Annotated in this window: 20 protein-coding genes and 3 pseudogenes; 12 read left to right on the forward strand and 11 right to left on the reverse strand. The window is 69.1% G+C overall.

Going from position 1 to position 23863, the window contains the following annotated elements; all coding sequences use genetic code 11:
• From FHS87_RS24015 to FHS87_RS21600, 3 genes and pseudogenes are all read right to left on the reverse strand, one after another.
• Window positions 1-940, reverse strand: a pseudogene (locus tag FHS87_RS24015) (IS630 family transposase); the annotation flags it as partial.
• A gap of 247 nt (window positions 941-1187) precedes the next feature.
• Window positions 1188-1454: a hypothetical protein gene (locus FHS87_RS21595; RefSeq protein ID WP_184521500.1), complete on the reverse strand. Its 267-nt coding sequence runs from the start codon at window positions 1452-1454 to the stop codon at window positions 1188-1190.
• 235 nt (window positions 1455-1689) lie between these two features.
• Window positions 1690-2825, reverse strand: a protein-coding gene (locus tag FHS87_RS21600) for an IS3 family transposase (protein WP_184521502.1) whose coding sequence is annotated in 2 segments (ribosomal slippage) — window positions 1690-2558 and window positions 2558-2825 — 1137 coding nt in all. Because the reading frame shifts where the segments join, the coding sequence is not laid out codon by codon here.
• Window positions 2826-2912: 87 nt separating this feature from the next.
• On the opposite strand from FHS87_RS21600, the pseudogene FHS87_RS21605 reads away from it, so the two are divergent.
• The 11 genes and pseudogenes from FHS87_RS21605 to FHS87_RS21655 all read left to right on the forward strand — a co-directional run.
• Window positions 2913-3401: pseudogene (locus FHS87_RS21605) on the forward strand (transposase); the annotation flags it as partial.
• Window positions 3402-3665: 264 nt separating this feature from the next.
• The gene (locus FHS87_RS21610; protein ID WP_184521506.1) at window positions 3666-4430 is read left to right on the forward strand and encodes an IclR family transcriptional regulator; all 765 of its coding nucleotides are present in this window, start codon (window positions 3666-3668) and stop codon (window positions 4428-4430) included.
• A 3-nt stretch (window positions 4431-4433) separates the two neighbouring features.
• On the forward strand, window positions 4434-6473 hold the full coding sequence (locus FHS87_RS21615; RefSeq protein WP_184521508.1) for a hydantoinase/oxoprolinase family protein: 2040 nt from the start codon (window positions 4434-4436) through the stop codon (window positions 6471-6473).
• A 9-nt stretch (window positions 6474-6482) separates the two neighbouring features.
• A complete protein-coding gene (locus tag FHS87_RS21620; protein ID WP_246418608.1) occupies window positions 6483-8447 on the forward strand; it encodes a hydantoinase B/oxoprolinase family protein in 1965 nt (654 codons plus the stop codon).
• Window positions 8444-9175, forward strand: coding sequence for an SDR family NAD(P)-dependent oxidoreductase (locus FHS87_RS21625; protein WP_184521512.1), 732 nt, complete (start codon window positions 8444-8446; stop codon window positions 9173-9175). Before FHS87_RS21620 ends, FHS87_RS21625 begins: the two co-directional genes overlap by 4 nt.
• 34 nt (window positions 9176-9209) lie before the next feature.
• Window positions 9210-10784, forward strand: coding sequence for an ABC transporter substrate-binding protein (locus FHS87_RS21630; RefSeq protein ID WP_184521514.1), 1575 nt, complete (start codon window positions 9210-9212; stop codon window positions 10782-10784).
• Window positions 10785-10799: 15 nt separating this feature from the next.
• A complete protein-coding gene (locus FHS87_RS21635; protein WP_184521516.1) occupies window positions 10800-11804 on the forward strand; it encodes an ABC transporter permease in 1005 nt (334 codons plus the stop codon).
• Window positions 11805-12662, forward strand: coding sequence for an ABC transporter permease (locus FHS87_RS21640; protein ID WP_184521519.1), 858 nt, complete (start codon window positions 11805-11807; stop codon window positions 12660-12662).
• On the forward strand, window positions 12655-13653 hold the full coding sequence (locus FHS87_RS21645; protein ID WP_184521521.1) for an ABC transporter ATP-binding protein: 999 nt from the start codon (window positions 12655-12657) through the stop codon (window positions 13651-13653). The genes FHS87_RS21640 and FHS87_RS21645 overlap by 8 nt, the downstream gene beginning before the upstream one ends.
• Window positions 13646-14644 carry an ABC transporter ATP-binding protein gene (locus FHS87_RS21650; RefSeq protein ID WP_184521523.1) on the forward strand — a complete coding sequence of 333 codons (999 nt, stop codon included), beginning with the start codon at window positions 13646-13648 and terminating at the stop codon, window positions 14642-14644. The genes FHS87_RS21645 and FHS87_RS21650 overlap by 8 nt, the downstream gene beginning before the upstream one ends.
• A gap of 47 nt (window positions 14645-14691) precedes the next feature.
• Window positions 14692-15405: pseudogene (locus FHS87_RS21655) on the forward strand (IS6 family transposase).
• 237 nt (window positions 15406-15642) lie between these two features.
• On the opposite strand, the gene FHS87_RS21660 reads toward FHS87_RS21655, so the two are convergent.
• The 7 genes from FHS87_RS21660 to FHS87_RS21690 form a co-directional block, all read right to left on the reverse strand.
• Window positions 15643-16569 (reverse strand): allantoinase PuuE, encoded by a 927-nt coding sequence (locus FHS87_RS21660; protein ID WP_184521525.1) that lies wholly within the window; start codon window positions 16567-16569, stop codon window positions 15643-15645.
• Complete coding sequence (locus tag FHS87_RS21665) at window positions 16559-17032, reverse strand: ureidoglycolate lyase (RefSeq protein ID WP_184521528.1); 474 nt, start codon at window positions 17030-17032, stop codon at window positions 16559-16561. The genes FHS87_RS21660 and FHS87_RS21665 overlap by 11 nt, the downstream gene beginning before the upstream one ends.
• The gene (locus tag FHS87_RS21670; RefSeq protein WP_246418609.1) at window positions 17029-17841 is read right to left on the reverse strand and encodes an ABC transporter permease; all 813 of its coding nucleotides are present in this window, start codon (window positions 17839-17841) and stop codon (window positions 17029-17031) included. Before FHS87_RS21670 ends, FHS87_RS21665 begins: the two co-directional genes overlap by 4 nt.
• A gap of 1 nt (window position 17842) precedes the next feature.
• On the reverse strand, window positions 17843-18673 hold the full coding sequence (locus FHS87_RS21675) for an ABC transporter permease (protein WP_184521532.1): 831 nt from the start codon (window positions 18671-18673) through the stop codon (window positions 17843-17845).
• A gap of 4 nt (window positions 18674-18677) precedes the next feature.
• Entirely contained in the window at window positions 18678-19703 is a 1026-nt protein-coding gene (locus FHS87_RS21680; RefSeq protein WP_184521534.1) for an extracellular solute-binding protein, read from the reverse strand.
• Window positions 19700-20812 (reverse strand): ABC transporter ATP-binding protein, encoded by a 1113-nt coding sequence (locus tag FHS87_RS21685; RefSeq protein WP_184521536.1) that lies wholly within the window; start codon window positions 20810-20812, stop codon window positions 19700-19702. The genes FHS87_RS21680 and FHS87_RS21685 overlap by 4 nt, the downstream gene beginning before the upstream one ends.
• 498 nt (window positions 20813-21310) lie before the next feature.
• A complete protein-coding gene (locus FHS87_RS21690) occupies window positions 21311-22582 on the reverse strand; it encodes a Zn-dependent hydrolase (protein ID WP_184521538.1) in 1272 nt (423 codons plus the stop codon).
• Between the two features lie 76 nt (window positions 22583-22658).
• Between FHS87_RS21690 and FHS87_RS21695 the strand changes: the two genes are divergently transcribed.
• Complete coding sequence (locus FHS87_RS21695; RefSeq protein WP_184521539.1) at window positions 22659-23642, forward strand: polysaccharide deacetylase family protein; 984 nt, start codon at window positions 22659-22661, stop codon at window positions 23640-23642.
• On the opposite strand, the gene FHS87_RS21700 is transcribed toward FHS87_RS21695, so the two are convergent.
• On the reverse strand, window positions 23570-23863 hold a 294-nt coding region (locus FHS87_RS21700; protein ID WP_221300262.1), incomplete at its 5' end, for an aspartate/glutamate racemase family protein. The two genes, FHS87_RS21695 and FHS87_RS21700, sit on opposite strands and share 73 nt — an antisense overlap.

Consider the following 23863-nt stretch of genomic DNA (forward strand, 5'->3'; position numbering starts at 1 on the left):
CTCAGCGGTCCCGTGTCCAGACTTTCTCGACCGGCTTCGAGGCACTGCCTCGGAGGTTCGGGGCACTTCGGCGGCAGCGGGACGAGGGTGATGTTGGGCGGAACGACGAGCCTGTCTGACAGGTGCCATCCCGCTTGATCGAGCAGGAGCACGGCATGTGCACTGGGCGCCACCGCGGCTGCGATCTCGGCGAGGTGCAGGGTCATGGCGGCGAGGTTGCAGTGGGGCAGCACCAGAGCCGCACCCTTGCCCGCCTTTGGGCAGATCGCACCAAAGAGGTAGGTCGAGGCGGTGCGCTGATCCTGTGGCGCCGCGGGCCGGGTACCGCGCCTGGCCCAGCGCCGGGTGAGTTTGTTCTTCTGCCCCACCCTGGCCTCGTCGGCGAACCAGACCTCTACAGCGCCGGGATCGACGCCCTTCTCGCGGGCGACCTCCTCCAGGACGGCGGGGAAGGTCTTTCAAAAAGCGCGACCGCTCCCTCGGCCTGGGCGTGATGGCGCGGCCGAGCGGAGAGTTTGCGCCAGCCCAGGGCGCGCAGCTCTCGGCTCAAGGTCTGCTTGGCCACCGAGACCTGGAACTCCTCCCAGAGCCATTGGCACAGATCGATCAGGCGCCAGCGCACCACGCCGTGAATGGCCGGCGTCGGGCCGCTCTCAAGCATCGCCGCCAGCGCCGTCCGGTGGGCGTCGTTCAAGCGTGACGGCTGGCCTGGCGCCTTGCGGTCGACCAAACCGGCCGGCCCCTCGGCGTTGAACCGGACCACCCAGTCCCGCACGATCTGTAGGGTCACCCCGCCGATCCGGGCCGCCTCGCTGCGGGTGGCCCCGTCGTAGACCGCAGCCAAGGCCAGCAGCCGGCGGGCCTGGGCTGCGTCCCTCGTCCGACGGGCCGCAGATCGCAGACCAGCCGCGTCGAAATCAGCCCGGAGCGGAATGGGCATGGCGAACCTCCCAGGATCGCCATGTTGAATCAGATCAGCGACACCAAGGGAATCCCAGAGGAGTCGCCCTCTCCGGGACTTGGTATAAGGGTTCGCTTACGAGCCTGTACCTTCGGGCGCCTTCCTCTGGCATAGCCCCTGCAGCGCCGCGCTTCTCGGCAATGAACTCCCGCTCGCAGCTCCTAGCTGAGCCACGCGCCAGATAGGACCATCACTGAGAGCCAGAGGGTCGTGCCGGTGCTGGATACTACAGCCGCAACACCACCATATCTGACAAGTAAAGGTTGAATACGATCAGCAACAAGGCGGTGCAGCACAGTACAATGACGATGGGAAACGCCAGCTTTGCTAACCATGGCGACTTCTGGGAGCCCATCAAAAACCATCCGCCTGCCAAGATGACAAATGCCAGAACTAAGATCGCGAAGATCACGATCATTGGCGCATGCAGTTGCAATGTGCCCAAGCTTGTTGAGGCCCCTGAGGCATCAACGATTTCATGGGCGGTGGCCATCACCGAGGCTCGCGCTTGGACGTTATTTGTTTGGCCTCGTGGAAATGCTTCAGGTCGCTCAGCATACACGTCAGGTCTTTCGCCCAGGGCATGCCATCATCGGACGGCTCAACAACCCGCAGCAAGTCCGGACTGGCTGGCTGCCGTATTTGGAGCCGACGAGAGCCCTACCAAAGAGGTGGCTCGGTTTGTCTGAACAGCAGCTGGTGCTGGGATAGGTGGAGCCCTGCCGGGTTCAGGCTGCCGCAATCTGCGGGAGCCGGGTGAAGTATGCTTGATCGGGCGTCTGCCGGTCGAGGCTCGAATGGGGCCTGCGGCCATTGTAGAAGGCCAGATAGCGGCCGATCGAGGCGCGGGCCTCGCTGACGGTCTCGTAAGCCTTCAGGTAGATCTCCTCGTACTTGCCCGAGCGCCAGAGCCGCTCGACGAAGACGTTGTCGCGCCAGGCGCCTCGGCCGTCCATGCTGATGGCGATACCGGCCTTGAGCAGCACTTCGGTGAAGGCCTGGCTGGTGAACTGCGATCCTTGGTCCGTGTTGAAGATGTCAGGCTGGCCATGCCTGACCATTGCCTCCTCCAGTGCCTCGACGCAGAACGATGCGTCCATGCTGATCGACACCCGCCAGGACAGGACCCGGCGGCTGAACCAGTCGAGCACGGCGGCGAGGTAGACGAAGCCACGCGCCATCGGCACGTAGGTGATATCAATGGCCCAGACCTGGTTCGGGCGCTCGATCCTCATCCCGCGCAGCAGGTACGGGTAGATCTTGTGGCCCGGCGCTGGCTTTGAGGTGTTCGGCTTGCGGTAGATCGCCTCGATGCCCATGCGCTTCATCAGCGTCGCAACATGGCATCGGCCGATCTCGATCCCTTCCTTGTTCAGGAAATCACGCAGCATTCGACTACCCGCGAACGGGAACTCCAGATGCAGCTCATCCATTCGGCGCATGATGGCGAGATCGGCCGCCGGCACCGGCCGGGGCAGGTAGTAAACGCTGCCGCGACTGATCCCGAGGAGGCTCGCCTGCCTGGCGATGGGCAGGCCGTGCTCGCGGTTGATCATCGCTTTGCGCTCAGCAGGCCGGCTTTGCTGAGCGCGCCGGACAAAAAATCATTGCTGAGCGTCAGCTCCCCAATCTTCGCGTGGAGCGTCCTCACGTCCACCGCCGGCGTGGTCGGGTCCGATTTCACCTCGGAGCCGAACACCCCAGCAGCTCCCTCCAGGAGCCTGGCCTTCCAGGTGGTGATCTGGTTCGGGTGCACGTCGAACTGCTGGGCCAGTTCGGCCAGCGTCTTCTCGCCCCTCACAGCAGCCAGCGCCACCTTCGCTTTGAAAGCCGGGGAATGGTTCCGCCGAGGTCGCTTGCTCATCGTCTCTCCTACTCTGCAGCCATCCTGGCCGTCGTCAGGCAGAAACTCCACTCATCCAACCTGTCCAGATTCCCCGAGCCACCTCTCTTCAGGCTGGACGCCAAGCATCGCCTCGTTCGCTGCCCGGCTGGCAAGATCCTCCGCCCGCATGGCGTGCCCGACAGCGACGGTTTCCAGCACTACCGGGCTCGCATCCCGGACTGTGAGCCCTGCCGCCTACGTGCGATCTGCTTCAGCACCACCATGCGCCGGCGCGCCATCCTGCCGCACAAGGACCATCCAGCCCTGCTGCGCGCCCGCTGCAAATACGCCCGCTGGGAACTACGCGAGCGGGCGCTCTACCACCGCCACCGTGGCCTGGTCGAAGGCGTCCACGGCGAGGCAAAGACCTGGCATGGCCTTGCACGCGCGATCCGGCGTGGCCTCGCCAACATGCAGATCCAGGCCTTCCTGACCGCCGCCGTCATCAACCTCAAGCGGCTGGCAGGTGCCGTTCTGATGACGCTCCTCTCCGCGCTCGCCATGGGTCCCGCGCAAGGCGCCACCCGGCACCAACTCGCCGCACCGACCAGCTGATCCAGCGCCCGCTGCCTCAAGCGATTCGTGGCACGGGAAATCTTCGGCTATCTCTGCCGCACGCCCAGAGCCACCAACCCAGCACAAGTCCCTGCTTGACCTCTGTAGGAGCATCAATGCCGCCTCGGCCACCCCGTCCCATCCCGGCCCGCAAGCGGCAACCTGACAATGCCCGTCACAGACAAGTCGCGAAGCACGCTTGACAGTGGAGATACGACACTGCACCGTTCACAGATGGAAACAGCGTGCAGTCGGTTGACCTCCGTGGTGAAGTCAGCCGATCGCGTCCTTGACATGCTGGAAGCGCTTGGCTGCGTCACGCGTCCCCTCGCCCTTTTCGAAATCGCGCAGGAGCTGAGCATTCCAAAGAGCAGCGCCCTCGCCCTGCTGCGCACCTTGGTGGCCCGCGGGTACGTGCTGCGCGACGAACATGACCGTTACGCCCTAGCGCAGCCCTTCGGGCGGGAGGAAGGCGACTGGCTCGGCGGGATGCCGCGCCAAGTGGCGGCCGTCGCCCGGCCAGTCATCGATCTGCTGGTCGAGCGCACGCGGGAGACGGTGAATCTCGGCGCCATGGTCGGCGGCTTTATGATCCGCCGCCTCGTCCAGGTACCGAGCCCGCAGGAGATTCGCTATGAGCCCGCCGGGGAAGACTGCCCGGCCTATTACACCGCCATGGGGCGGGTGCTGCTGGCGCATGCGGCGCCGGAAACACTGGATCTCTGCCTGGCCCTGCCTCGCGCACGCCTGACGCCCCGCACCGAGACCGACCCGCAGCGCATCCGCGCGTTGTTAGCCCGCGCACGGGCCGAGGGCTTCGCCGAGATCGAAGGCGAGTTCGCCGAGGAAGGGTCGGGCGTGGCCGCAGCGGTCTTTGACCGCACGGAGCGCGCGGTGGCGGCGCTGAACCTGGCCACGCTGACCGCGCGCTACGAGCGCCACCGGGCCGACTTCATCGCCGCGGTCACCGAGGCCGCGGACACGATCACGACGCGGCTGGGCGGCAAGCCTGGGTTGCGGAGGAGCTGAAGCTTGGGATACCGCATCGGCGTCGACATCGGCGGCACGTTCACCGACTTCTGCGTTTTCGACGAATCGAGCCGCGCGCTGCACACGCTTAAGGTGCTCTCCCGCCCCGATGCGCCGGGCGAGGAGGTGATGCACGGCCTGGCCGAGATCGAGCGCCGGTTCGGGATCCCCCCTTCAACGCTGACCTACTTCACCCACGGCTCCACGGTCGGGGTGAACGCCATCATCCAGAAGAAGGGCGCGAGGTTGTGCCTGCTGGTGACAAAGGGTTTCCGGGATGTCCTCGAGCTGGCGCGGCTGAAGATTCCCGATCCCTACGACCTCTTCTCTCGCCGCCCCGACCCGATCGTGCCGCGCGACCGCGTGCTGGAGGTGCGGGAGCGCATGAACCCGGACGGCAGCGCCGGGACCGCGCCCGAGGCCGGGGACGTGCGGGCGGTGCTGGCGCGGGCCGAGGCGCTGGGCGCCGAGGGCATCGTCATCGCCTTCCTCCACTCCTACGCCAACCCGGCGCATGAGCGGGCGGTGAAGGCGATGATCCTGGAGGCGAGGCCGGACTTCCCGGTCTTCTCCTCTGCCGAGGTCTGGCCGATCGTGCGGGAGTACGAGCGCAGCATCACCGCCTGCATCCACGGCTCCGTGCAGCCACGTGTGGCGCATTACATTGCCCGGCTGGAAGCGGCGCTGTCGGCGCGCGGCGTGCCGGCGGCACCGATGATCACCAAGTCGAACGGCGGCGTGATGACCGCCGCCGCCGGCAAGACCCGCGGCATCGAGATGCTGCTGTCGGGCACGGCGGCCGGCGCGATCGGCGCCGGCTTCGTGGCGCGCCAGGCCGGCTTCGCCCGGGTGATGAGCCTGGACGTCGGCGGCACCAGCGCGGATGTGGCCCTGCTGCGCGACGGCGTGCCGGATTTCCGGGCGGGCGAGCTGGTGGGCGAGTACCCCGTCTACCTGCCCACGGTCTCCGTCTCCTCCATCGGCGCGGGCGGCGGCTCGGTCGCCGCGGTTGACTCGCTCGGCGTGTTGCGCGTGGGGCCGGACAGCGCGGGCTCGGTGCCCGGCCCGGCCTGCTACGGACGCGGCGGGACCCAGGCGACGATCACCGATGCCTTCGCGGCCAAGGGCGTGCTGGGAGCCGGGGAACTCGGCTACGGCGCGGTGACCATCGACAGGCCGGCCGCCGAGGCTGCGCTGGGCCGCGTCGGCGCGGCGCTGGGGCGTGACGCGGCCGCAGCGGCCGATGCCGTCGTCTCCGTGGCGGTCGCCAACATGTACCGGGAGGTCAGCCGGCTCTTCTCCCAGGTCGGGGAGGGGCCCAGCGGCTACGCGCTGCTCGCCTTCGGCGGCGCCGGCCCCATGCTCGGCTGCCTGCTGGCGGAGGAGATGGGCATGGGGGCGGTCATCGTCCCGCGCACGCCCGGCGTGCTGGCCGCCCTCGGAGGGCTGCTGGCGGATGTGCGCAGCGACTTCGTGCGCGTCGTCTTCCTCGACGTCGTGCCCGGGGACATGGCCGCGCTGCAGGCGATCTATGCCGCACTGGTCGAGGAGGCGCGGGCCTGGCTGCACGACAGCCAGGGACATAAGGGCGAGGGGCTGATCGCCGTCTCGGCCGACCTGCGCTACCGCGGCCAGTCCTACGAGATCGAGGTGCCGCTGGAACCCGCCTGGATCACCGATCCCGCGCCCGGCCGCATTGCCGCCGCCTTCCACGCGCGCCACGCCGAGATCTACGGCCATGCCGATGAGAGCGCGGAGGTGCATCTGGTCGCGCTGCGCGTGGTCATCGCCGGGGTGACGCCGAAGCCCGAATTCCCCGCCGGCGCGGTCGCGGAGAGCCTCCCCGAGCCGGATTGCCGCGTGCCGGTCGCGCATCGCGGCATGACCGTGGAGGCGGCGCTGTTCCGGCGAGAGGCGCTGCCGCCCGGCGCCGCCTTCGCCGGACCGGCGGTGGTGGTGCAGGACGACGCCACGAGCTGGGTGCCGCCCGGCTTCGCCGGCCGCGTGGACGCCTTCGGCAACCTCATCCTGCGGCGGAGCTGAGCCATGGTCATGGATCCTGTCACACTGCAGGTTCTCAAGAGCCATTTCGAGGCCGCGGCCGAGAGCATGGCCTACACGCTGCTGCGCACCGCGCATTCCGCCTTCGTCAAGGAGACGGAGGACTTTACGTCCGGCCTCACCACGCCGGACGGGCAGACCTTCGCCAGCCCCAAGGACCTTGGCGCCACCTGGTTCATCGGCTTGGACTATGCAGGTGCCATCAAGGCGATCGACGACTACCGGCCGGGCGACATCTGCATCACCAACGACCCTTATTCGGGCTTCGTCTGCACACACGCGCCGGACATGCACCTGTGGATGCCGATCTTCGCCGGGGAGACGCTGGTCTGCTTCGCGGTTGGCCACGTCCACAACACGGACATGGGCGGCGCCGTGCCCGCTTCCCTGTCCCGCGCGCTGACCGAGGTGCACCAGGAGGGCATCCGCATCCCGCCCAGCAAGCTGGTATCCCAGGGCGTGATGGACGAGACCCTGCTGAAGGTCATGCTGCGCAACGTCCGCATGCCCGAGCAGAACTGGGGCGACTTGAAGGCACAGATCGCCTCCCTCAAGACCGCCGAGCGCAAGATCCTGGAGGCGGTCGAGCGCTTCGGGACCGAGACGGTGACGGCCGGCATGTACGGCGTGCTCGACCTTGCCGAGCGCCAGGCGCGGCGGCTCTTCGCCAGCATTCCCGACGGCGACTACACCTTCACCGATTACATCGACGAGGACAGCCCGGGTGGCGTCCCCTGCCGCCTGAAGCTCACCCTGCGCATCCAGGGGGAGGAGGCGGTCTTCGACTTCACCGGCAGCGATCCCCAGCTGCAATCCGCACTCAACATGCCCACCGGAGGGCTGCCGCGGCACATCCTGGCGCTGGTCGGCTACAACTACGTCATCTACTCGCTCGACCCCACGGTTGCGCTGAACTGCGGCCTGTCGCGGCCGGTGCGCTGCATCCTGCCGGAGGGGTCGGTGGTCAACCCGGTCCACCCGGCGGCGACGGGCATGCGCAGCCTGACCTGCGTCCGCATCCAGGGCATGGTGATCGGTGCCTTCTCCCGCGCGGTGCCGGAGAGGCTACCGGCGGGTCCCTCGGGGGGTGGCGGCATCCTGAACGTCCGCACGACGGACACGCGGACCGGGCGGCTCGCCATGGCCTCGATCAACCCCATCACCGGCGGAGGCGGCGGCGCGGCTAACGGGGACGGGCTGGACGGGTCCAACAGCTTCCTCAAGAACACGCCTGTCGAGATCACCGAGGCGGAGGTGCCGATCCACGTCCTCTCCTACGGGCTGCTGCCCGACAGCGGCGGCCCCGGGCGCCATCGCGGCGGCCTGGCGGTGCAGATGACCTTCCAGGTCTTCACGCCGAACTCCGCGGTAACCGCCCGCAACCGCGACCGCGTGCGCTTCTCCTCCTGGGGGCTGGAGGGCGGGCTGCCCGGCGCGACCTGCGGCTTCACCCGCAACCCCGGCACGCCGGGGGCCGAGGACCTCGGCAACACCGATGTCGTGCGCTGCGACCCCGGCGACGTGCTGACGATCAGCGCCGCCGGCGCCGGCGGCTGGGGCGATCCCTTCGCGCGCCCGGTGGACGAGGTGATGCGCGACCTGGCCGAGGGCAAGGTCACCGAGGCCGGGGCCCGCGCCTACGGCGTGGTGGTGGGCGACGCGGCAGCGACCGCCGCGCTGCGCGCCGGCCCGCGCCCCGCCGCGGCGGGCATGACCTTCGACCCCGCCCGCCTCGCTTTCGAGACGGTCTGGTCCGACGCGGCCTGGGACCGCCTCTCAGAGCTTCTCTTCGCCCTGCCCGTCGAATGGCGCTTCTTCATGAAGCACCAGGCCTTCGCGGAGGTGGCGAGGGATGCCGGCGCGGCCGCCAATCCTGTCGCGGCCGTCGAGCGTGGCTTCGCGACCGCCGCGGCGCGGCACCCTCAGATCGGCCTCGCCCGGAGGGAGGCCGCGTGAGGATCGACTTCACCGGCCGGACCGTTCTCGTCGCGGGCGCCGCGCGCGGCATCGGCCGCGGCATGGTCGAGGGCTTCGCCGCCGCCGGCGCCTCGGTCTTCGCGGGCGACCGGCTGGAGGCGGAGCTGGCCGGCCTGCCCGCGGCCACCCGCGTGGTGGACCTGACCGACCGCGGCTCCGTCTGCGACTGGGTGGCGAGCGCGGGCGGGGCACCGGACGTGCTGGTCTATGTGGCCGGCGGCGTGCTAGGCCAGGCGGCGAAGCCGGTGGAGGAGGTGGACGAGGCCGATTTCCGCGCCATCGTCGACATCAACCTGACCGGCGCCTTCCTCACCGCCCAGGCGGTAGTGCCGGGGATGAAGACGAAGGGCCAGGGCCGGATCATCCTCATCGTCAGCGGTGCCGGGCTGCGGACCTCGCTGACGGGCATCCAGGCCTATGCGGCGGGCAAAGCGGGAGAGATCGGGCTGACCCGCCAGCTGGCGCAGGAACTCGGCCCCTTCGGCATCACGGTGAACGGCATCGCGCCCGGCTTCCAGCGCACCAGCCCGGATTACGAGCGGCAGTGGCAGGACTACTCGCCCGAGCGCCAGGCGGCGCTGATCCAGGGCACCGCAATGCGCCGCGCCGGCACGCCGGAGGACATCGCGCACGCGGCGATGTTCTTTGCCTCCGATTATGCGAGCCTCATCACGGGCCAGATCCTCTCGGTGACTGGCAGCCCGTAGACCACCTATCGCGACCACCAAGGAGTTCGGGACCATGGCGACGCGTCGAGACCTGATGAAGCTAGCAGGAGCCGCGCCCCTGGCCGGGGCGGCGACGCTGGCGGGCGGCCTGCCGGCCCGGGCCGCTAGCACGGACAAGTTCGTCTACGCGAACAACAGTCCCTACGACAACATCGACCCGCACACGGTCTTCGACATCGCCAGGCAGGCGACCCGCTTCAACCTCTATGACGGGCTATACCGCTGGGTCGGCAACCCGCCGCAGATGATCCCCTGGCTGGCCGAGAGCCACACCGTCTCCGACGACGGCAAGGTCTACACCTTCAGGCTGCGCGAGAACGCGAAGTTCCATGACGGCAAGCCCATTACCGCCGAGGACGTGGTCTACTCCATCGAGCGGATGATCGCGCTGAAGAAGGGGCCGGCCAGCCTCTACATCGATTCCGTTAAGCCCGGCACCACCAAGGCCTTGGACGCGCGCACGGTGCAGTTCAACCTGACGGCGCCCTCGGCGATCTTCCTCGGCACCGTGCCGGACATCCTGATCGTCAACAGCGCGCTGGTGAGGCGCAACGAGCGGAACGGCGACTGGGCGGAGCCCTGGCTGGCACGCAACGAGGCCGGCAGCGGCTCCTACGCGCTGCGCCGCTACGATCCCGCGGTCGGCTTCAGCGCGCGCCGCTTCAGGGACCACTTCATACCCTTCGGGGAGCGCCCCTTCGAGGAGCTGGAGTTCCGCACCGTGCTGGAGACGAACACCCGCGTGCTGGGCCTGCAGCGCGGCGATTTCCAGGGCGTGGACGGCTACATGCCCTACGACCAGATTCAGCGCCTGCGCGGGTCGAACAACGTGCAGATCGTCGAGGAGGAATCGCTCCGTGTCTTTCAGTTTGCGGTGAACACTACCAAGGCGCCGCTGGACGACGTGCATTTCCGCCGCGCCCTCGCTCATGCCTTCGACTACGAGGGCTTCATCCGCGACATCATGAAGGGCTCGGTCGCCCGCAACCCCGGCCCACTGCCCAACCCGATCTGGGGCACGCCGAAGGGGCTCGCGGGCTATTCCTACGACCTCGACAAGGCGCGCGAGGAATTGCGGCAGGTGAAGGCGCCGCTGCGGCCGATCACCATCAACGCCCTGGCCGGCTTCTCGGAATCCGAGCAGGCGGCGGTGCTGTTCCAGAACTCTCTCCGGCAGATCGGCGTGGAGGTGAGGGTCGAGGTCTCGCCCTGGTCGGTCGTCTCCAGCCGGATGCGCTCGCCCGAGACCCAGGCCGACCTGGTGCCGCTCTGGAAGAGCACCTACTACGTCGATCCGAACAACTGGGTCGGGGAGCTCGTGAACTCGCGCTACCACGGCACGCGCAGCTTCTGCTACTACAAGGATCCCGAGCTGGACGCCAAGCTGGACCGGGCCCTCGCCATGAGCGACCAAGCGGAGCGGCAGAGGATCTACGAGGAGGTCGTCCAGGCCGTGAACGACCTCGCCCTCGGCATCTTCATCTACAATACGAAGTGGTACGGCCCCTATGCCGCCGACATCGAGAACATCCGCTTCTCGCCGGTCAGCAACGGGCAGGATCTTCGCTGGGCCCAGGCCCATAAATAGCCGGTAGAAACAGAGGTGGTCTGGCTCAACATCATCCTGAACCGGCTGGTCTGGCTGGTTCCCACGCTGCTCGGCCTGCTGGTGATCGTCTTCCTCCTGTCCCGCGTCGTGCCGATCGATCCGGCTCGGCTCGTGGCGGGGGAGAACGCTTCCCCTTCGCAGATCGAGGCGGTGCGCCAGCAGCTCGGCTTCGACCGGCCGCTGCCGGTCCAGTTCGTCCGCTATGTCGGCGACGTGGCCCGGGGCGACTTCGGCACCAGCCTCTTCACCCAGCAACCCATTCTGGACGACCTCTCGGCCCGGCTGCCGGCGACGCTGGAGCTGACGCTGGTGGCGGTCCTCATCGCCACCGGGCTGGGCATCCCGCTCGGCGTGCTCTGCGGCCTGCACCGCAACTCCTGGCTGGACCACGGGCTGCGCATCGTCACCGTTTCGGGCCTCGCGGTCGCCTCCTTCTGGCTGGCGATGCAGCTGCAGTTCCTCTTCTCGATGAAGCTGGGCTGGCTGCCGCTCTCCGGCCGGATCGAGGGCTTCCCGCCCGAGGAGGTGACGGGCCTGGTGATCCTCGACGCACTGATCGACGGCGATCCGGAGATCATCCGCTCCGCCGTCAGCCATATCGTCTTGCCCGCCATCACCCTGGCCCTGCCGGCCGCGGCCACGATGGTGCGCTTCACCCGGAACGGCGTGCTGGGCGCGATTGACTCGCCCTCCGTCGCCTACCAGACCGCCATGGGCTACCCGCGCCGCCAAGTGGTCTGGAAATACGTGCTGCGCATGGCGATCACCGCAACGGTCACGCAGCTCGGCCTGATCTTCGGCATCCTGCTCGCCGGCGCGGTGGTGGTGGAAACAGTCTTCGACTGGCCCGGGATCGGTGCCTATGCCGTGCGCTCCATCCTGCAGTCCGACTACAATGCCGTGATGGGATTCACCCTGTGGACCGGGGCGATCTTCGTCCTGGTCAACCTGCTGGTGGACTTGCTCCAGGCCACCATCGACCCCCGTGGTGCGCGCTAGATGCTGCGCCGCTTCGCCCGCGACCGAGCGGCCCTGCTGGGCGGGCTGCTGATCCTCTTCCTGCTGCTCGTCGCGGCCTTCGCGCCGCTGCTGGCCCCCTTCCCCGAGGATGTCTGGCAGTTCCACACCCAGAACCGCCTTCAGCCGCCCGGCGCGGATTGGTTCTTCGGCACGGACCGCATGGGCAGTGACGTGTTCAGCCGTATCCTCTTCGGCGCCCGGATCACCCTGGCCCTGTCGCTGATCGCCGTGGGGTCTGCGGTGGTCATCGGAGTCCCTATTGGGCTCGTCGCCGGCTACTGGGACAACTGGGTCAGCGAGCTGCTGATGCGCATCGCCGAGATCTTCCTCGCCGTGCCGCAGATCGTGCTGGCCATCGCCATTGCGCAGACGCTGGGACCGTCGATCGAGAACGTCATCCTCGCGCTCTCCATCACCTACTGGCCCTTCTGGGCGCGGCTCGTCTACGCGCAGACACGCTCCATGCGGAACGAGGTCTTCGTCGAGAGCGCCGTCGCGCTCGGCGCCTCGCCGCTGCGCGTCATGGTGCTGCACATCCTGCCCAACATCGCCTCCCCCATCATCGTGCGCACCTCGATCGGCATGGGGGCGACCATCCTGACCGCTGCGACGCTGGGCTTCCTCGGCCTCGGCGCGCCGCCGCCGACGCCGGAATGGGGGCGCATGATCGCAGAGAGCCGCGAGTACCTGCCGGAGGCCTGGTGGTACGCGCTGGCGCCGGGCTTGGCCATCTTCCTCACCGTGCTCGGCTTCAACCTGCTGGGCGACGGGCTTCGTGACATCCTCGATCCCCGCACGCGGCGCAGCGCGGGCGCGGGGAAGGCCGGCAATGGCTGAGATCCTCGCCGTGCGCGACCTCGCCCTCGGCTTCCACACGGAAACGGGGCAGGCCAGGGTGCTAGATGGGGTGAACCTCACGGTCCGTCCAGGCGAGATCGTCGGGCTGGTCGGGGAGTCCGGCTGCGGCAAGACCACCCTCGCCGGCGCCATCCTCGGCACCCTGCCGAAGTCCATCACTTGGGTCAGCCACGGCAGCGTCTCCCTCGCCGGGGCGGACATGCTGGCGGGCAACGGGGCGGAGGAGGTTCGCGGCCGCGCGGTGACCTTCATCCCGCAGGACCCCTTCGCGAGCTTCAACCCGCTGTTCCGCATCGGCACCCAGGTCATGGACCTGATGCGCTGGAAGTCCCCGCGACGCCGGCCCGGGCGGCGCTTCTACTCCCTGGCGCGCCGCCGCGCCGACCGCGACGCCGTCATCGCCATGCTGGAGGCGGTGCAGCTGCCGCAACCGGCCCGGCTGCTACAGAAATACCCGCACGAGCTGTCCGGCGGCCAGCGCCAGCGCGTGATGATCGCCCTGGCGCTGCTGCCGGAGCCGCGCCTAGTCATCGCCGACGAGCCGACCACCGCGCTGGACGTCACGGTCCAGGCGCAGATCCTCGGCGTGCTGCGGCGCCTGGCGGTGGAGCGCGGCGTCGCCGTCCTCTTCACCACCCACGACCTCGGCGCCGCCTGGGAGATCTGCGACCGCATCGTCGTCATGTATGCTGGCCAGACCGCGGAGATCGCGCCCCGGGAGGAGTTCTTCACCGCGCCACGCCACCCCTACACACGGCTGCTGCTGCGCAGCCTACCCGAGGAGGGGCGCCATCCCGTGGGCATCCCGGGCAACGTGCCCTCGCCACTCGCCCCGCCGCCGGCCTGCCGCTTCCACCCGCGCTGCCCGCGCGCCACCGGTATCTGCCGCAGCCAGCGGCCGGTGCTGGGCGGCGCGTCCGGGCATCTCTACGCCTGCCACCATCCCGAGGAGGGGCTGCTCGATGCCTGATGCCGCTCTGCTCGAGACGCGCGGCCTCAAGCGACACTTCGCCGTGCGCGGCCTGCTGAACCGTCGGATCGGCACGCTGCGCGCGCTGGACGGGGTGGACCTCGCGGTCGAGGCGGGGGAGGTGCTGGGCATCGTCGGCGAGTCCGGCTGCGGGAAATCCACCCTCGGCAAGACGATCATGGGCATCCATCAGCCGACCGAGGGTGAGGTCCGCTTCGCCGGGGTGCGGGTCGCGGCCCCCGGACACCCGCGGCCAAAGTCGCTGCGGGCAAGGCTGCAATACGTCTACCAAGACCCCGGCGCCTCGCTCGATCCGAGCTGGACGCTGCGCCGCTCCATGCACGAGCCGCTGGTGATCCACACTGACCTTTCTCGCGGGCAGCGGGAGGAGCGGATCCGCGAGATAATCGCCGCGGTCGGCCTGCCGGTGACGCATCTCGACCTCTACCCCCACGAGATCAGCGGCGGCCAGCAGCGGCGCATCGGCCTCGCGCGCATCCTCTGCCTGGGGCCGAGGCTGGTGATCCTGGACGAGCCGACCTCGGGCCTCGACGTCTCCGTGCAGGCAGCGGTGCTGGCGCTCTTCCGGGAGCTGCGGGAAAGGTTCGGCCTGACCTACCTCTTCATCAGCCACGACCTCGCCGTGGTGCGCTCGATGTGCGACCGGGTGGCGGTGATGTATCTCGGCCGCGTGGTGGAGATCGCGCCGGCGGCCGAACTCTTCGCCGCGCCCCGCCACCCCTATACCCGCGCCCTGCTGGCCGCCGCGCCGCGCATCGGCGGGCCGCGCGTGACGGAGAACTTCACGCTGCAGGGTGAGCCGCCCGACCCATCGGAGATCCCGGCCGGCTGCCGCTTCCGCGGCCGCTGCCCGCTCGCCGCGCCGGTCTGCGCGGAGGAGCCGGCCCTGGACTTCACCGGCCCGCACGGCGCGGCCTGCTGGCGCTGGCGCGAGGCGGCCAGACTGCCCTCAGCGGCGTCGTCAAGTTAGCCGACTGCCGGCTTGCCCGAGCGGCTCACCCCCGGGTAGGCGGTGGGATGACTGCCCCCGCCTGCCCCAGCTTCGCCGGGGATCGCTTCCCGGCCGAGATCATCAGCCAGGCGGTGTGGCTCTACTTCCGTTTTCCGCTCAGCTTGCGGATGGTGGAGGAAATGCTGGCTTTCCGCGGCATCGTGGTCAGTCACGGAACGGTGCGCCAGTGGGGCCGCGAGTTCGGCCAGGCTTTCTCCAATAGGATCCGCCGTCGGCTGCCTCGCGCGGGTGACAAGTGGCACCTTGATGAGGTCGTCCTCAAGATTAACGGTGTGACGCACTGGCTCTGGCGCGCCATCGATCAGGCCGGGATGGTACTCGACGTGCTGATGCAGAGCAGACGGGACGAGTAAGCTGTCAAGCGGCTCTTTCGAAAGCTGCTGAAGCGGCGCATGCGGGCACCGCAGGTCATGATCACCGACGAGCTGGCAAGCTACGGCGCCACCAAGAAGGTGGTGATGCCTTCCGTCGAGCACCGGCAGCACAAGGGGCTGAACAACCGGGCGGAGAACTCGCATCAGCCGACACGACGACGAGAGCGACAGGTGAAGCGCTTCAAATCAGCAGGCCAAGCGCAGCCCTTCCTCTCCGCCCATGACGGGATCAACAACCTCTTTCATGTTCGCCACAACTATGTCAGCGCCAGCGAGTACCGTGCTGCAAGGGCGCGTGCGTTCGAGGTATGGTCCGACATCAGCGGGGTCGCCGCGGGAGCTTGATCACCCTTGATCCCGCCGTCGACCAGTCAACCTCGTCGCCTTCGCCAGCAAGTTGACGGTGCCACGGCGCCTCGTCGAGCGGTATCGGACGAGCGGTGCTGCGGGCCTGGTGCACGGTCATCGCAACCAGCTTCCGCATAGCCGAAGCAGTCGGCACGGAGCATCGCCGGCCCGCGTCGGTTCCGGCCATTCTGATGGATGATCCGTCCCGAACAACCGTCACCTGCCTCATGCAAGTCAGACCTCGTTCAGTCCATGCCCCGGATAGGGATGAACCGTCGCCCAATGCCGAGCGATGTCGATGCGCCGGGTCACCCAGACGCCCTCGTGCCGCCCGATGTGGTCCAGCAGGCGGGCGAGACCGGCTGCCCGGGCAGGATGGCCGATCAGGCGCATGTGCAGCCCGACTGACATCATCTTCGGCGCCGCGGCGCCTTCGGCATAGAGCGTGTCGAAGCCGTCGCGCACGAAGGAGAACCAGTCATCCGACGTACCTACTGATCCGGCGTACTTCCCGTCGTTGTGCGTCAGGGAATAGGGCACGACGAGATGCCCCCTGCCCTCCACGGTCACCCACCAGGGCAGCTCATCCGCGTAGCTGTCGGAGTCGTAGAAGAAGCCCCCCTCCTCCACCACTAGGCGGCGCGTGTTCACCGACGGGCCGTAACGGCAGTACCAGCCGTCCGGGCGGGCGCCGACGGTCCTCTCCAAGGACGCGACGGCACGTCGGATATGGGCACGTTCTTCCTCTTCGCTCAGCTCGAAGTGCTTCACCCAGCGCCAGCCGTGACAGCATACGTCGTAGCCGGCCTCGCGAATGGCCGCGGCCGCCTCCGGGTTCCGCTCCAGGGCGAGAGCACAGCCAAAGATGGTCATCGGCATCCCGCGTTCCTGGAACAGCCGCAGGAGGCGCCAGAAACCCACACGTGAGCCGTACTCGAACATTCCCTCCGCCGCGAGGTCACGTCCCTTTGGGATCTGGCCCAGGCCGAAGGCCTCGGTCAGGCCGGATTCGGAATGGTCCTCCCCATCACCGATCGAGGGCTCAGAACCCTCCTCGTAATTCATCACGAAGTTCACGGCGATCCGCGCCCCGCCTGGCCAACTCGGGTCGGGCGGATGGGCGCCGTAGCCGCGAAAGTCGCGCTTCACCTCATAGCGCATCAGGAACCTCCAGGCTGAAGGGGGTAACGTCCACGAACTCCTCATCATCGGCAGTGCCGTCCAGCCACATGGTCACAGCGAAGGCAGCGGGCGCGCTTAGGAGAGTAAACGGATGGTGCCAGACATCGGCGCCGTAGGTCACGCCCTGGCCCGGTGTGGCCAGGAAGGCGACGGCGCGCCCCATGTCCGGGCCGCCCCCCGCGGCATGCGGCGCTACCAGCACGAGGAAACGCGCGGGCGAGAGCGGGATGAAGCTTTGTGAGGAGAATCGATGCCGTTCCATCCGGTGCACGCGAATGGGGGTGGCCTCCGGCTCCTTTGCTACCATGGACAGGCTCGGACGCGCATCGGGCCGGAGATTGGCCAGCGACCGCTCAACATAGGTGCGGCCTGGCGCTACGGGTACCATCAACACATCGCCGAAAGGCGCGAAGTCCTCGGCCGTTAGGGGAAGCATCCTCATCCCGCCATCTTCCGCACCAGTCCCACCATTCGGTCCATCACTAAGAGCAGCAGAAAGGCAACCGCCACCAGCACGCCGGATGCCGCGGCGACGCGCACGTCCAGCGAAGTTTCCATCATTCCCCACAAGCGGATCGGCAGCATGTCGTTGCTGGCGGAGCCGAGGAAGAGCGAGACAGGCACGTTGTCGAGCGATGAGATGAACGCGAGGAAGGCTCCCGCCGCGACCCCCGGCGTGATCAGCGGCAGGATGACCTTGTGGAAGGTTCGCCACGGCGAAGCGCCGAGCGCGGCCGAGGCATCCAGCAGCGAACCGTCCAGGCCCGCCGCGCTGGCCCCCACCGTGCGCAGCGCGAAGGGGGTCGCGATCATCGCGTGCCCTGCCACCAACAACCAGAAGGAGGGCGGCAGGCGCAGCCAGGAAAAGAACATCAGCGTCGCCAGCCCGTAGGCAATGCCTGGAAGGACCAGGGGTGCGAGGAAGGTTCCCTCCGCCGCCCGTGCCCAGCGCGCCCCGCTGCGGGCTATGCCGAGAGCGGCCGCGGTCGCTAGCCCCGTGGAGAAAGCCGCTACCGTGATCGCGACGAGAAGGCTGTTCCCCGCCGCCCGGTGAATCTGCGCCGAGCGCACGGGGTCGAACAGTTCCTGGTACCAGCGGAAGGTCAGCCCCGGCGGCGGGAAACGCAGCGCCTGAGAGGTGGTGAAGGAGGTGACGATCACCACCACAACCGGCCCGATCAGGATCAGCAGCGCCAGGGCCGCCAGGGCCAGAATCAGGATCGCGGGCAGCCTGTCACCGGGCGCGAGCAACCTAGACATGCGCCACCTTCCTTCCGAGGGCGGAGAGCGCCGTCACAACTGCTAGCACAGAGGCCATCAGCGTGAGCGCTAGCGCCGCGGCGAGCGGCCAGTTGAACACCACCATGGCCTGCTGCCAGACGAGGTAGGGCAGGTAGGCCAAACGCCCGCCACCAATCACGGATTGCGAGATGAAGGCCGTTGCTGCGGAGGCGAACACGAGGGTGGCGCCGGCCAGCAGCCCCGGTAATGCGATAGGCAGCACCACGCGGCGCAGCGTGCGGAGCAACGAGGCGCCGAGCGCGGCTGAGGCGTCGAGCAGGACCGGATCGATCCGCGCCATAGCCGCGATCAGCGGTAGCAGCATCAGCGGCATCTCGATCTGCGTCAGCGCCAGGATCAGCCCGTGCTCCGTCTGCAGCAGTGGCACGGGGGCGGTGGCGAGGCCCGTCGCAATCAGCGCGTTGTTGATCACCCCTTCCCGCCCCAGGATCGCGATCCAGGCGAAGGTCCGAACCACCACGGAGGTGAGGAGAGGCAGCACGGCGGCCAGCAGGATGAGCTTCTTCAGCCCCGGCCCCGCCGCCAAGTGCAGCAGCGCTAGCGGCACCGCCAGCACGGTGGTGGCCAGCACTGTCATCGCCCCCAGGCGCAGCGTGTTCCACGCCGCGCCGAGGTTGAAGCTGTCGCCCAGCACCTCGGCCCAGGCCTGCCCGCTGACGGCGGAGAGGTTCTCATCCGTCGCCAGCGAGGTCGCGGCCAGGATCAGCAGCGGCGCCAGGAAGAAGAGGACCTGCGCCAGGGCGAGCGGCAGGGCCAATCGCCACGCGCCCTTCGGCTCCATGACCTTACTTCGCCATCTCGCGGTTGAAGCGGTCGATCCAGCGCGGCCGCAGCGGGTTGATCTTCGACCAATCATGCGTAACGAACTTCGACAGGTCCGCGATGGAGCGCATTGGCACCTCCGCCCCCGGCGTCACCTCCGTGTTGACGGGCACGAAGAAGTAGGGCGCCTGGGACAGGGCGGACTGCACGTCGGTCGCGATCATCGTGTCGATGTACTGGTAGGACTGCTCGATATTCTTCGCCCCTTTCGCGATGTGCATGGTGGTGCCGAAGGCGACGCCGCCCGTCTCCGGCAGGGCGAACTCGATGACCACGCCGCGCGACTTCAGCAGGCTGACCGTGTAGGTGTTGGTGTACATCACGTCGATCTGCCCCTGCTGGAACAGGCCCGGTATGGCTGCGGGCTGCGCCACGGCCGCCACCTGCGGCAGGATCTTCCGCAGCTCCGTAAAGAGCGGCTCCACATCGGTTTCCGACCCCCCCCAAACCTTCGCCATCTCGATCAGGGAGACCGTCCCGAAAGTGGTGCCGAAGCCCGTCAGCCCGAGGCGGGAGGCGTATTCCGGCTTGAACAGGTCGCGCCAGCCCGCGGGCTTGGGTAGCTTCTTCGGATTGTAGGCGATGCCCACCACCTGCGCCGCCACGCCCGCACCGTGGCGGTCCGCGTAGCCCTCCGGCAGCTTCGCGCGGTTGGCGAGCCTCGAAGGGTCGAAGGACTCGAAGAGGTTGAGATCGATGCCCTGCACGCGCGGCCCAGGGTCGAGCACGAAGACATCGAAGGGCGCGACGCCACGTGCCGCGCGCGCCTTGGCGATCTGGTCCACGGCGAAGAGCGGCTCGAAGGCTACGTCCACGTCATGCGCCCGCTTCAGCGCGGGCGCGAGCACGCCGCGCAGCGCCTCGTCCCAGCCGCCGGGGTAGACGGCAGCCGACATGCTGCCGGCCGCCATCGTGGTCCGCGGCAGGGCGGGCATGGCGAGGGCGCCGAGGCTCGCGCCCAGCAGCGCGCGGCGGTTCATCCGGATCATGCGAATTCTCCTGCGGAAAAGAGGGCTGGCCGCGCGCCGGCGGCGAGGGCCACACGCACCGGGCCGGGCGCGGGCGGCGCACCGCGGCGCGCCTCGTGCAGCTTCATCTCCGTCGCGCCCGACTCCAAGTCGTGCACGACGGAGGGGCCGAGAGGGAGCGAGAGCCGCAGCCGCGCCGGCCAAGCGGCCGGGTCGGCCACCGCCGCGTCACGCAGCGCCAGCTGCTCCGGGCGCGCGCAGAGCACGACGCGGTCGCCCACGGCGAAACCGCGCGGGCTTCCCACCGGCACCGTCGCGCCCACGTCCAGCCGCACCCGGTAGCCGGTGCCGTCGCGCTCCTCCACCCGCCCGTGCAGGGCGTTGGTGGTGCCGACGAAGCCGGCGACGAAGGGCGTGGCGGGGCGGTCATAGACCTCCGTCGGCGCCGCCACCTGCTCCACCCGGCCGGCGCGCATCACGGCCATCCGGTCAGCCATGCTCATCGCCTCGTCCTGGTCATGCGTTACAAGTACGGCGGTCACGCCGAAGCGGCGCTGGATGCGCTTGATCTCGAGCTGAAGATCTAGGCGCAGGGCGCGGTCCAGCGCGGCGAAGGGCTCGTCCAGCAACAGGATGGACGGCTCGATCGCCAGGGCGCGGGCCAGGGCCACGCGCTGCTGCTGCCCGCCGGAAAGGTTGCGCGGGCGGCGGTCTCCAAAGGTCTCCATCCGCACGGCGGCCAGGGCGGCCTCCACCTTGCGGATGATCTCCGCCTTTGGGAGGCGGCGCGCCTCCAGCCCGTAGGCCACGTTCTCCGCCGCGCTCATGTGCGGGAAGAGCGCGTAGGACTGGAAGACAATGCCCACGCCGCGCTTGCCGGGCGGCAGGTGGTCGATCGGGCGACCATCCACCGTCACCCGCCCCGCATTGGGCCGGATGAAGCCCGCTACCGTTCGCAGCAGCGTCGTCTTGCCGCAGCCCGAGGGCCCGAGAAGGGCCAGGATCTCCCCCGGCTTCACCGCTAGCGACACGCCGTCCACCGCGGTGGAAGAACCGTAGCGCACATGCACGCCGTCGATGTCTAGCTGATGTCCCCGCATGGCGGCCGCGGCGGGAGAGGCATCAGCCATGGAAAGGGTGGCGGAAGGGCATGGGAACTCCGTCCAGGCGGTCGTGCGACCTTGTAGGCAGGAAGGCAGCAAGCCGCGTGCCAGATCTGCCCCTCAGCCCTCCAGCCACGGCGTTCCATGCGGGTCCGAGGGTGGTGCGCGCGACAGGTCGCGCAGCGTCGTGGCGAGCAGGGAGTTGCCGAGGCGGAGGGTCAGTTCACGGCGGAGCTCACCCGGCAGGTGACTGCGGGAGGCGGGCTCGCCAGCATGGAAGTGCCGTGCCCTGTCAGCCGTGCCAGCACGGCAGCGCGCAACAGGCCGGCTTTGATGGTGCGCCGCTCCCCATCGACCTTTCGCACCTCCTCAAGTGAGGGATCGGCGAGGAACGAGCCATGCCGCTTCCTGACACCCTCCGAGCTGCGCGCCGCGAGTCCCGTTAGCGACTCCCGCAGGATGATGCGGTTGCTCGCGCAGGAGGCGGCCAGGGCCCTCGCCAAACTTGCATGCAAGCACCTCCTGTCAAGCCAGGAGTCCGTCCAGCGCGCCGCACAGCACCCGCAGCCCGGCGCCGAAATCCTCCATCGCCATGGCTTCCTCGGGATTGTGGCTGCCCTTCGCGTTACGAAGGAACAGCATGGCCGAGGGGATGCCCCGCCCCGCGAAGGTGGCACAGTCATGCCCCGCGCCCGAGGCCATCTCGCGGTAGGGCACGCCGGCGCGGGCGGCGGATTCGCGCAGGGCGGCACGCAGCGCGGGATCCATCGCGGCCGGGGCGGCATGGGTGCCGGGGCCGAAGTCGAAGCGCACGCCCCGCGCCGCCTCCAGCCGCTCCGCTTCCCCCCGCAGCCAAGCATCGATCTCCGCCAGCAGCGCCGTGTCCTCGGAGCGGATGTCCAGGCTGAAGCGGATGATGCCCGGCACCTTGGTGGGGGCATGGTGGGCCGGATCGGTCGAGAGGATACCGGCAGTGACGACGAGATCCCGCCCCGACGCCTCCCATGCCGCCCAGCGGGCGTCCAACGCCGCGACCAGCGCCACCGCCGCCAGCGCCGCGTCGCGCCGGTGGGCGCGGGGCACGGCGCCGGCATGGGCGTGCTCCCCATGAACGGCGGCGCGCGGGTAGCGCAGGCTGCCCCGGATGCCCGTCACCACTGCCACGGGCAGTCCCTCGGCCAGCAGGGCCGGGCCCTGCTCGATATGGGGCTCCAGGAAGCAGCGGATGCGGGCAGGGTCTAGCGTGGCCCGGCCCTCGCGGATCGCATCCGGGTCGAAGCCCTCCTCCGCCATGTGCTCGGCCAGGCTGCGGCCAGTATCGGCCCGGCGCAGGGCGTCCGGCGCATCGGTCGGCAGCAGTCCGAAGGCGGCCCGGCTGCCGAGGTAATGCTCAGGGAACCAGCACATCTCCTCGGCCCGGATACCCAGAACCATGAGGTCCCGCGCGCCTCGCAGCCCCAGGCGGGCGCGGTGCACGGCCGCCGCGAGGCCCATCACCACCCCGGCCGTGCCGTCGAAATTTCCCCCGTGCGGCACGCTGTCGAGGTGCGAGCCGATGACCACCGCCGGCAGGTCCCGGTCATTTCCGGGCAAGGTGAGGCGCAGCGTGCCGATGGCGTCCCGCTCCGTCTCCAGCCCGGCCTGCCGCGCCGCTCCCTCCATCAGCGCGTGCGCTGCCCGCTCTCCCGCACCGTAGGAAGCGCGGGTGACACCCGGTTCGTCCAGGCTGGCGGCGCGAAGGGTATCGAAGAGGTCTGCGGCGAGGGCCAGCTCGGGCAGCAGGGGATCGGGCGTCATGTCGCCATCCCTGCACCCCACATGCCACTTCCTCCGCCGGCCCTCCTCCTGGCCCCGTGCTTGCCAGGGATCGCACATGAGCATCTCTCCCGAACCCCGTGACCTCCGCGGCTATGCCGGCCGATGGCCCGATTTCCGCTGGCCCAATGGCGCTCGCCTCGCCGTCTCGGTGGTGGTGAATTTCGAGGAGGGGTCCGAGCAGCAGGTCGGCGACGGCGACCCGCGCAGCGAGCCGATGGGCGAGGTGATGAGCGTTGTCCCTCCCGGCGTGCGGGACGGGGGGCAGGAGAGCATCTTCGGCTACGGTCCCCGCGCCGGGTTGTGGCGGATGCTGGACGCGCTGGAAGGGACGGCGCTGCCCGCCACGATCTTCTTCTGCGGCCGCGCTGTGCAGCGCATCCCGGACCTCGCGCGGGAATGCGTGGCCCGCGGGCACGAGGCCGCCGCCCATGGCTGGCGCTGGCGCCCCCACGCCGACTACGCCACCCCGGGGGCGGAGGCCGCGGACCTCGACCGCTGCATCGCCGCCATCCGGGATGCCACGGGCGAGACGCCGGCGGGCTTCTTCTGCCGGGGCGGCGAGAGCCCCTGGACTCGTGCCCTGCTGCGCGAGCGCGGCTTCCTCTACGCCTCCAACGCCTTCGACGATGACCTGCCCTATTACGACTGGGAAGGCGGATCACCCCTGCTGGTAGTGCCCTATGCGCTCGACACCAATGACATGAAATTCTTCCACCCCAACGGCTTCGTCCGTGCACTGGAGATGGTGGACTACGTCACGGACGCGCTCGACGTGCTGGAGGAGGAAGCGGCGCGTGGCCTGCCGCGCCTGCTGAACATCGGTTTCCACCTGCGGATCTGTGGCCGCCCCGCCCGCTTTCCGGCCTTCCGCGATACGCTGCGAACGTTGGCGGCACGTGGGGACAGGATCTGGGTGGCGCGGCGGGACGCGATCGCCCGCGCCTACGCCGCCGCGGTGCCGGCCACTCACCCGTGCGAGATGCGGCGCGCCAGCGAGGACGGTAGACCGAGGGAGGGCTTGGGGGCGGGGCGCCGATAGCTGCCAGCGGTTGCCTTGCGCGGCCGTAGGGAGATCAGCGCCTCTACCTGCTTCACCGCCGCCTGCACGCCGTCCACCAACGGCACCGGAACCCGGTCCGCGACGCGTGCGGCCAAGCCCGCCAATGGCGCGCCGGCCAGGATCACCACGTCGGCCCTGTCCTCCGCCACCGTCCGGGCGGCGAGGTCGACCAGCAGGGCTTCCTTTTCCTCCTGCACCTC

The organism is Muricoccus pecuniae (assembly GCF_014199205.1).
In the GTDB taxonomy this organism is placed as follows: Bacteria; Pseudomonadota; Alphaproteobacteria; order Acetobacterales; family Acetobacteraceae; genus Roseomonas; species Roseomonas pecuniae.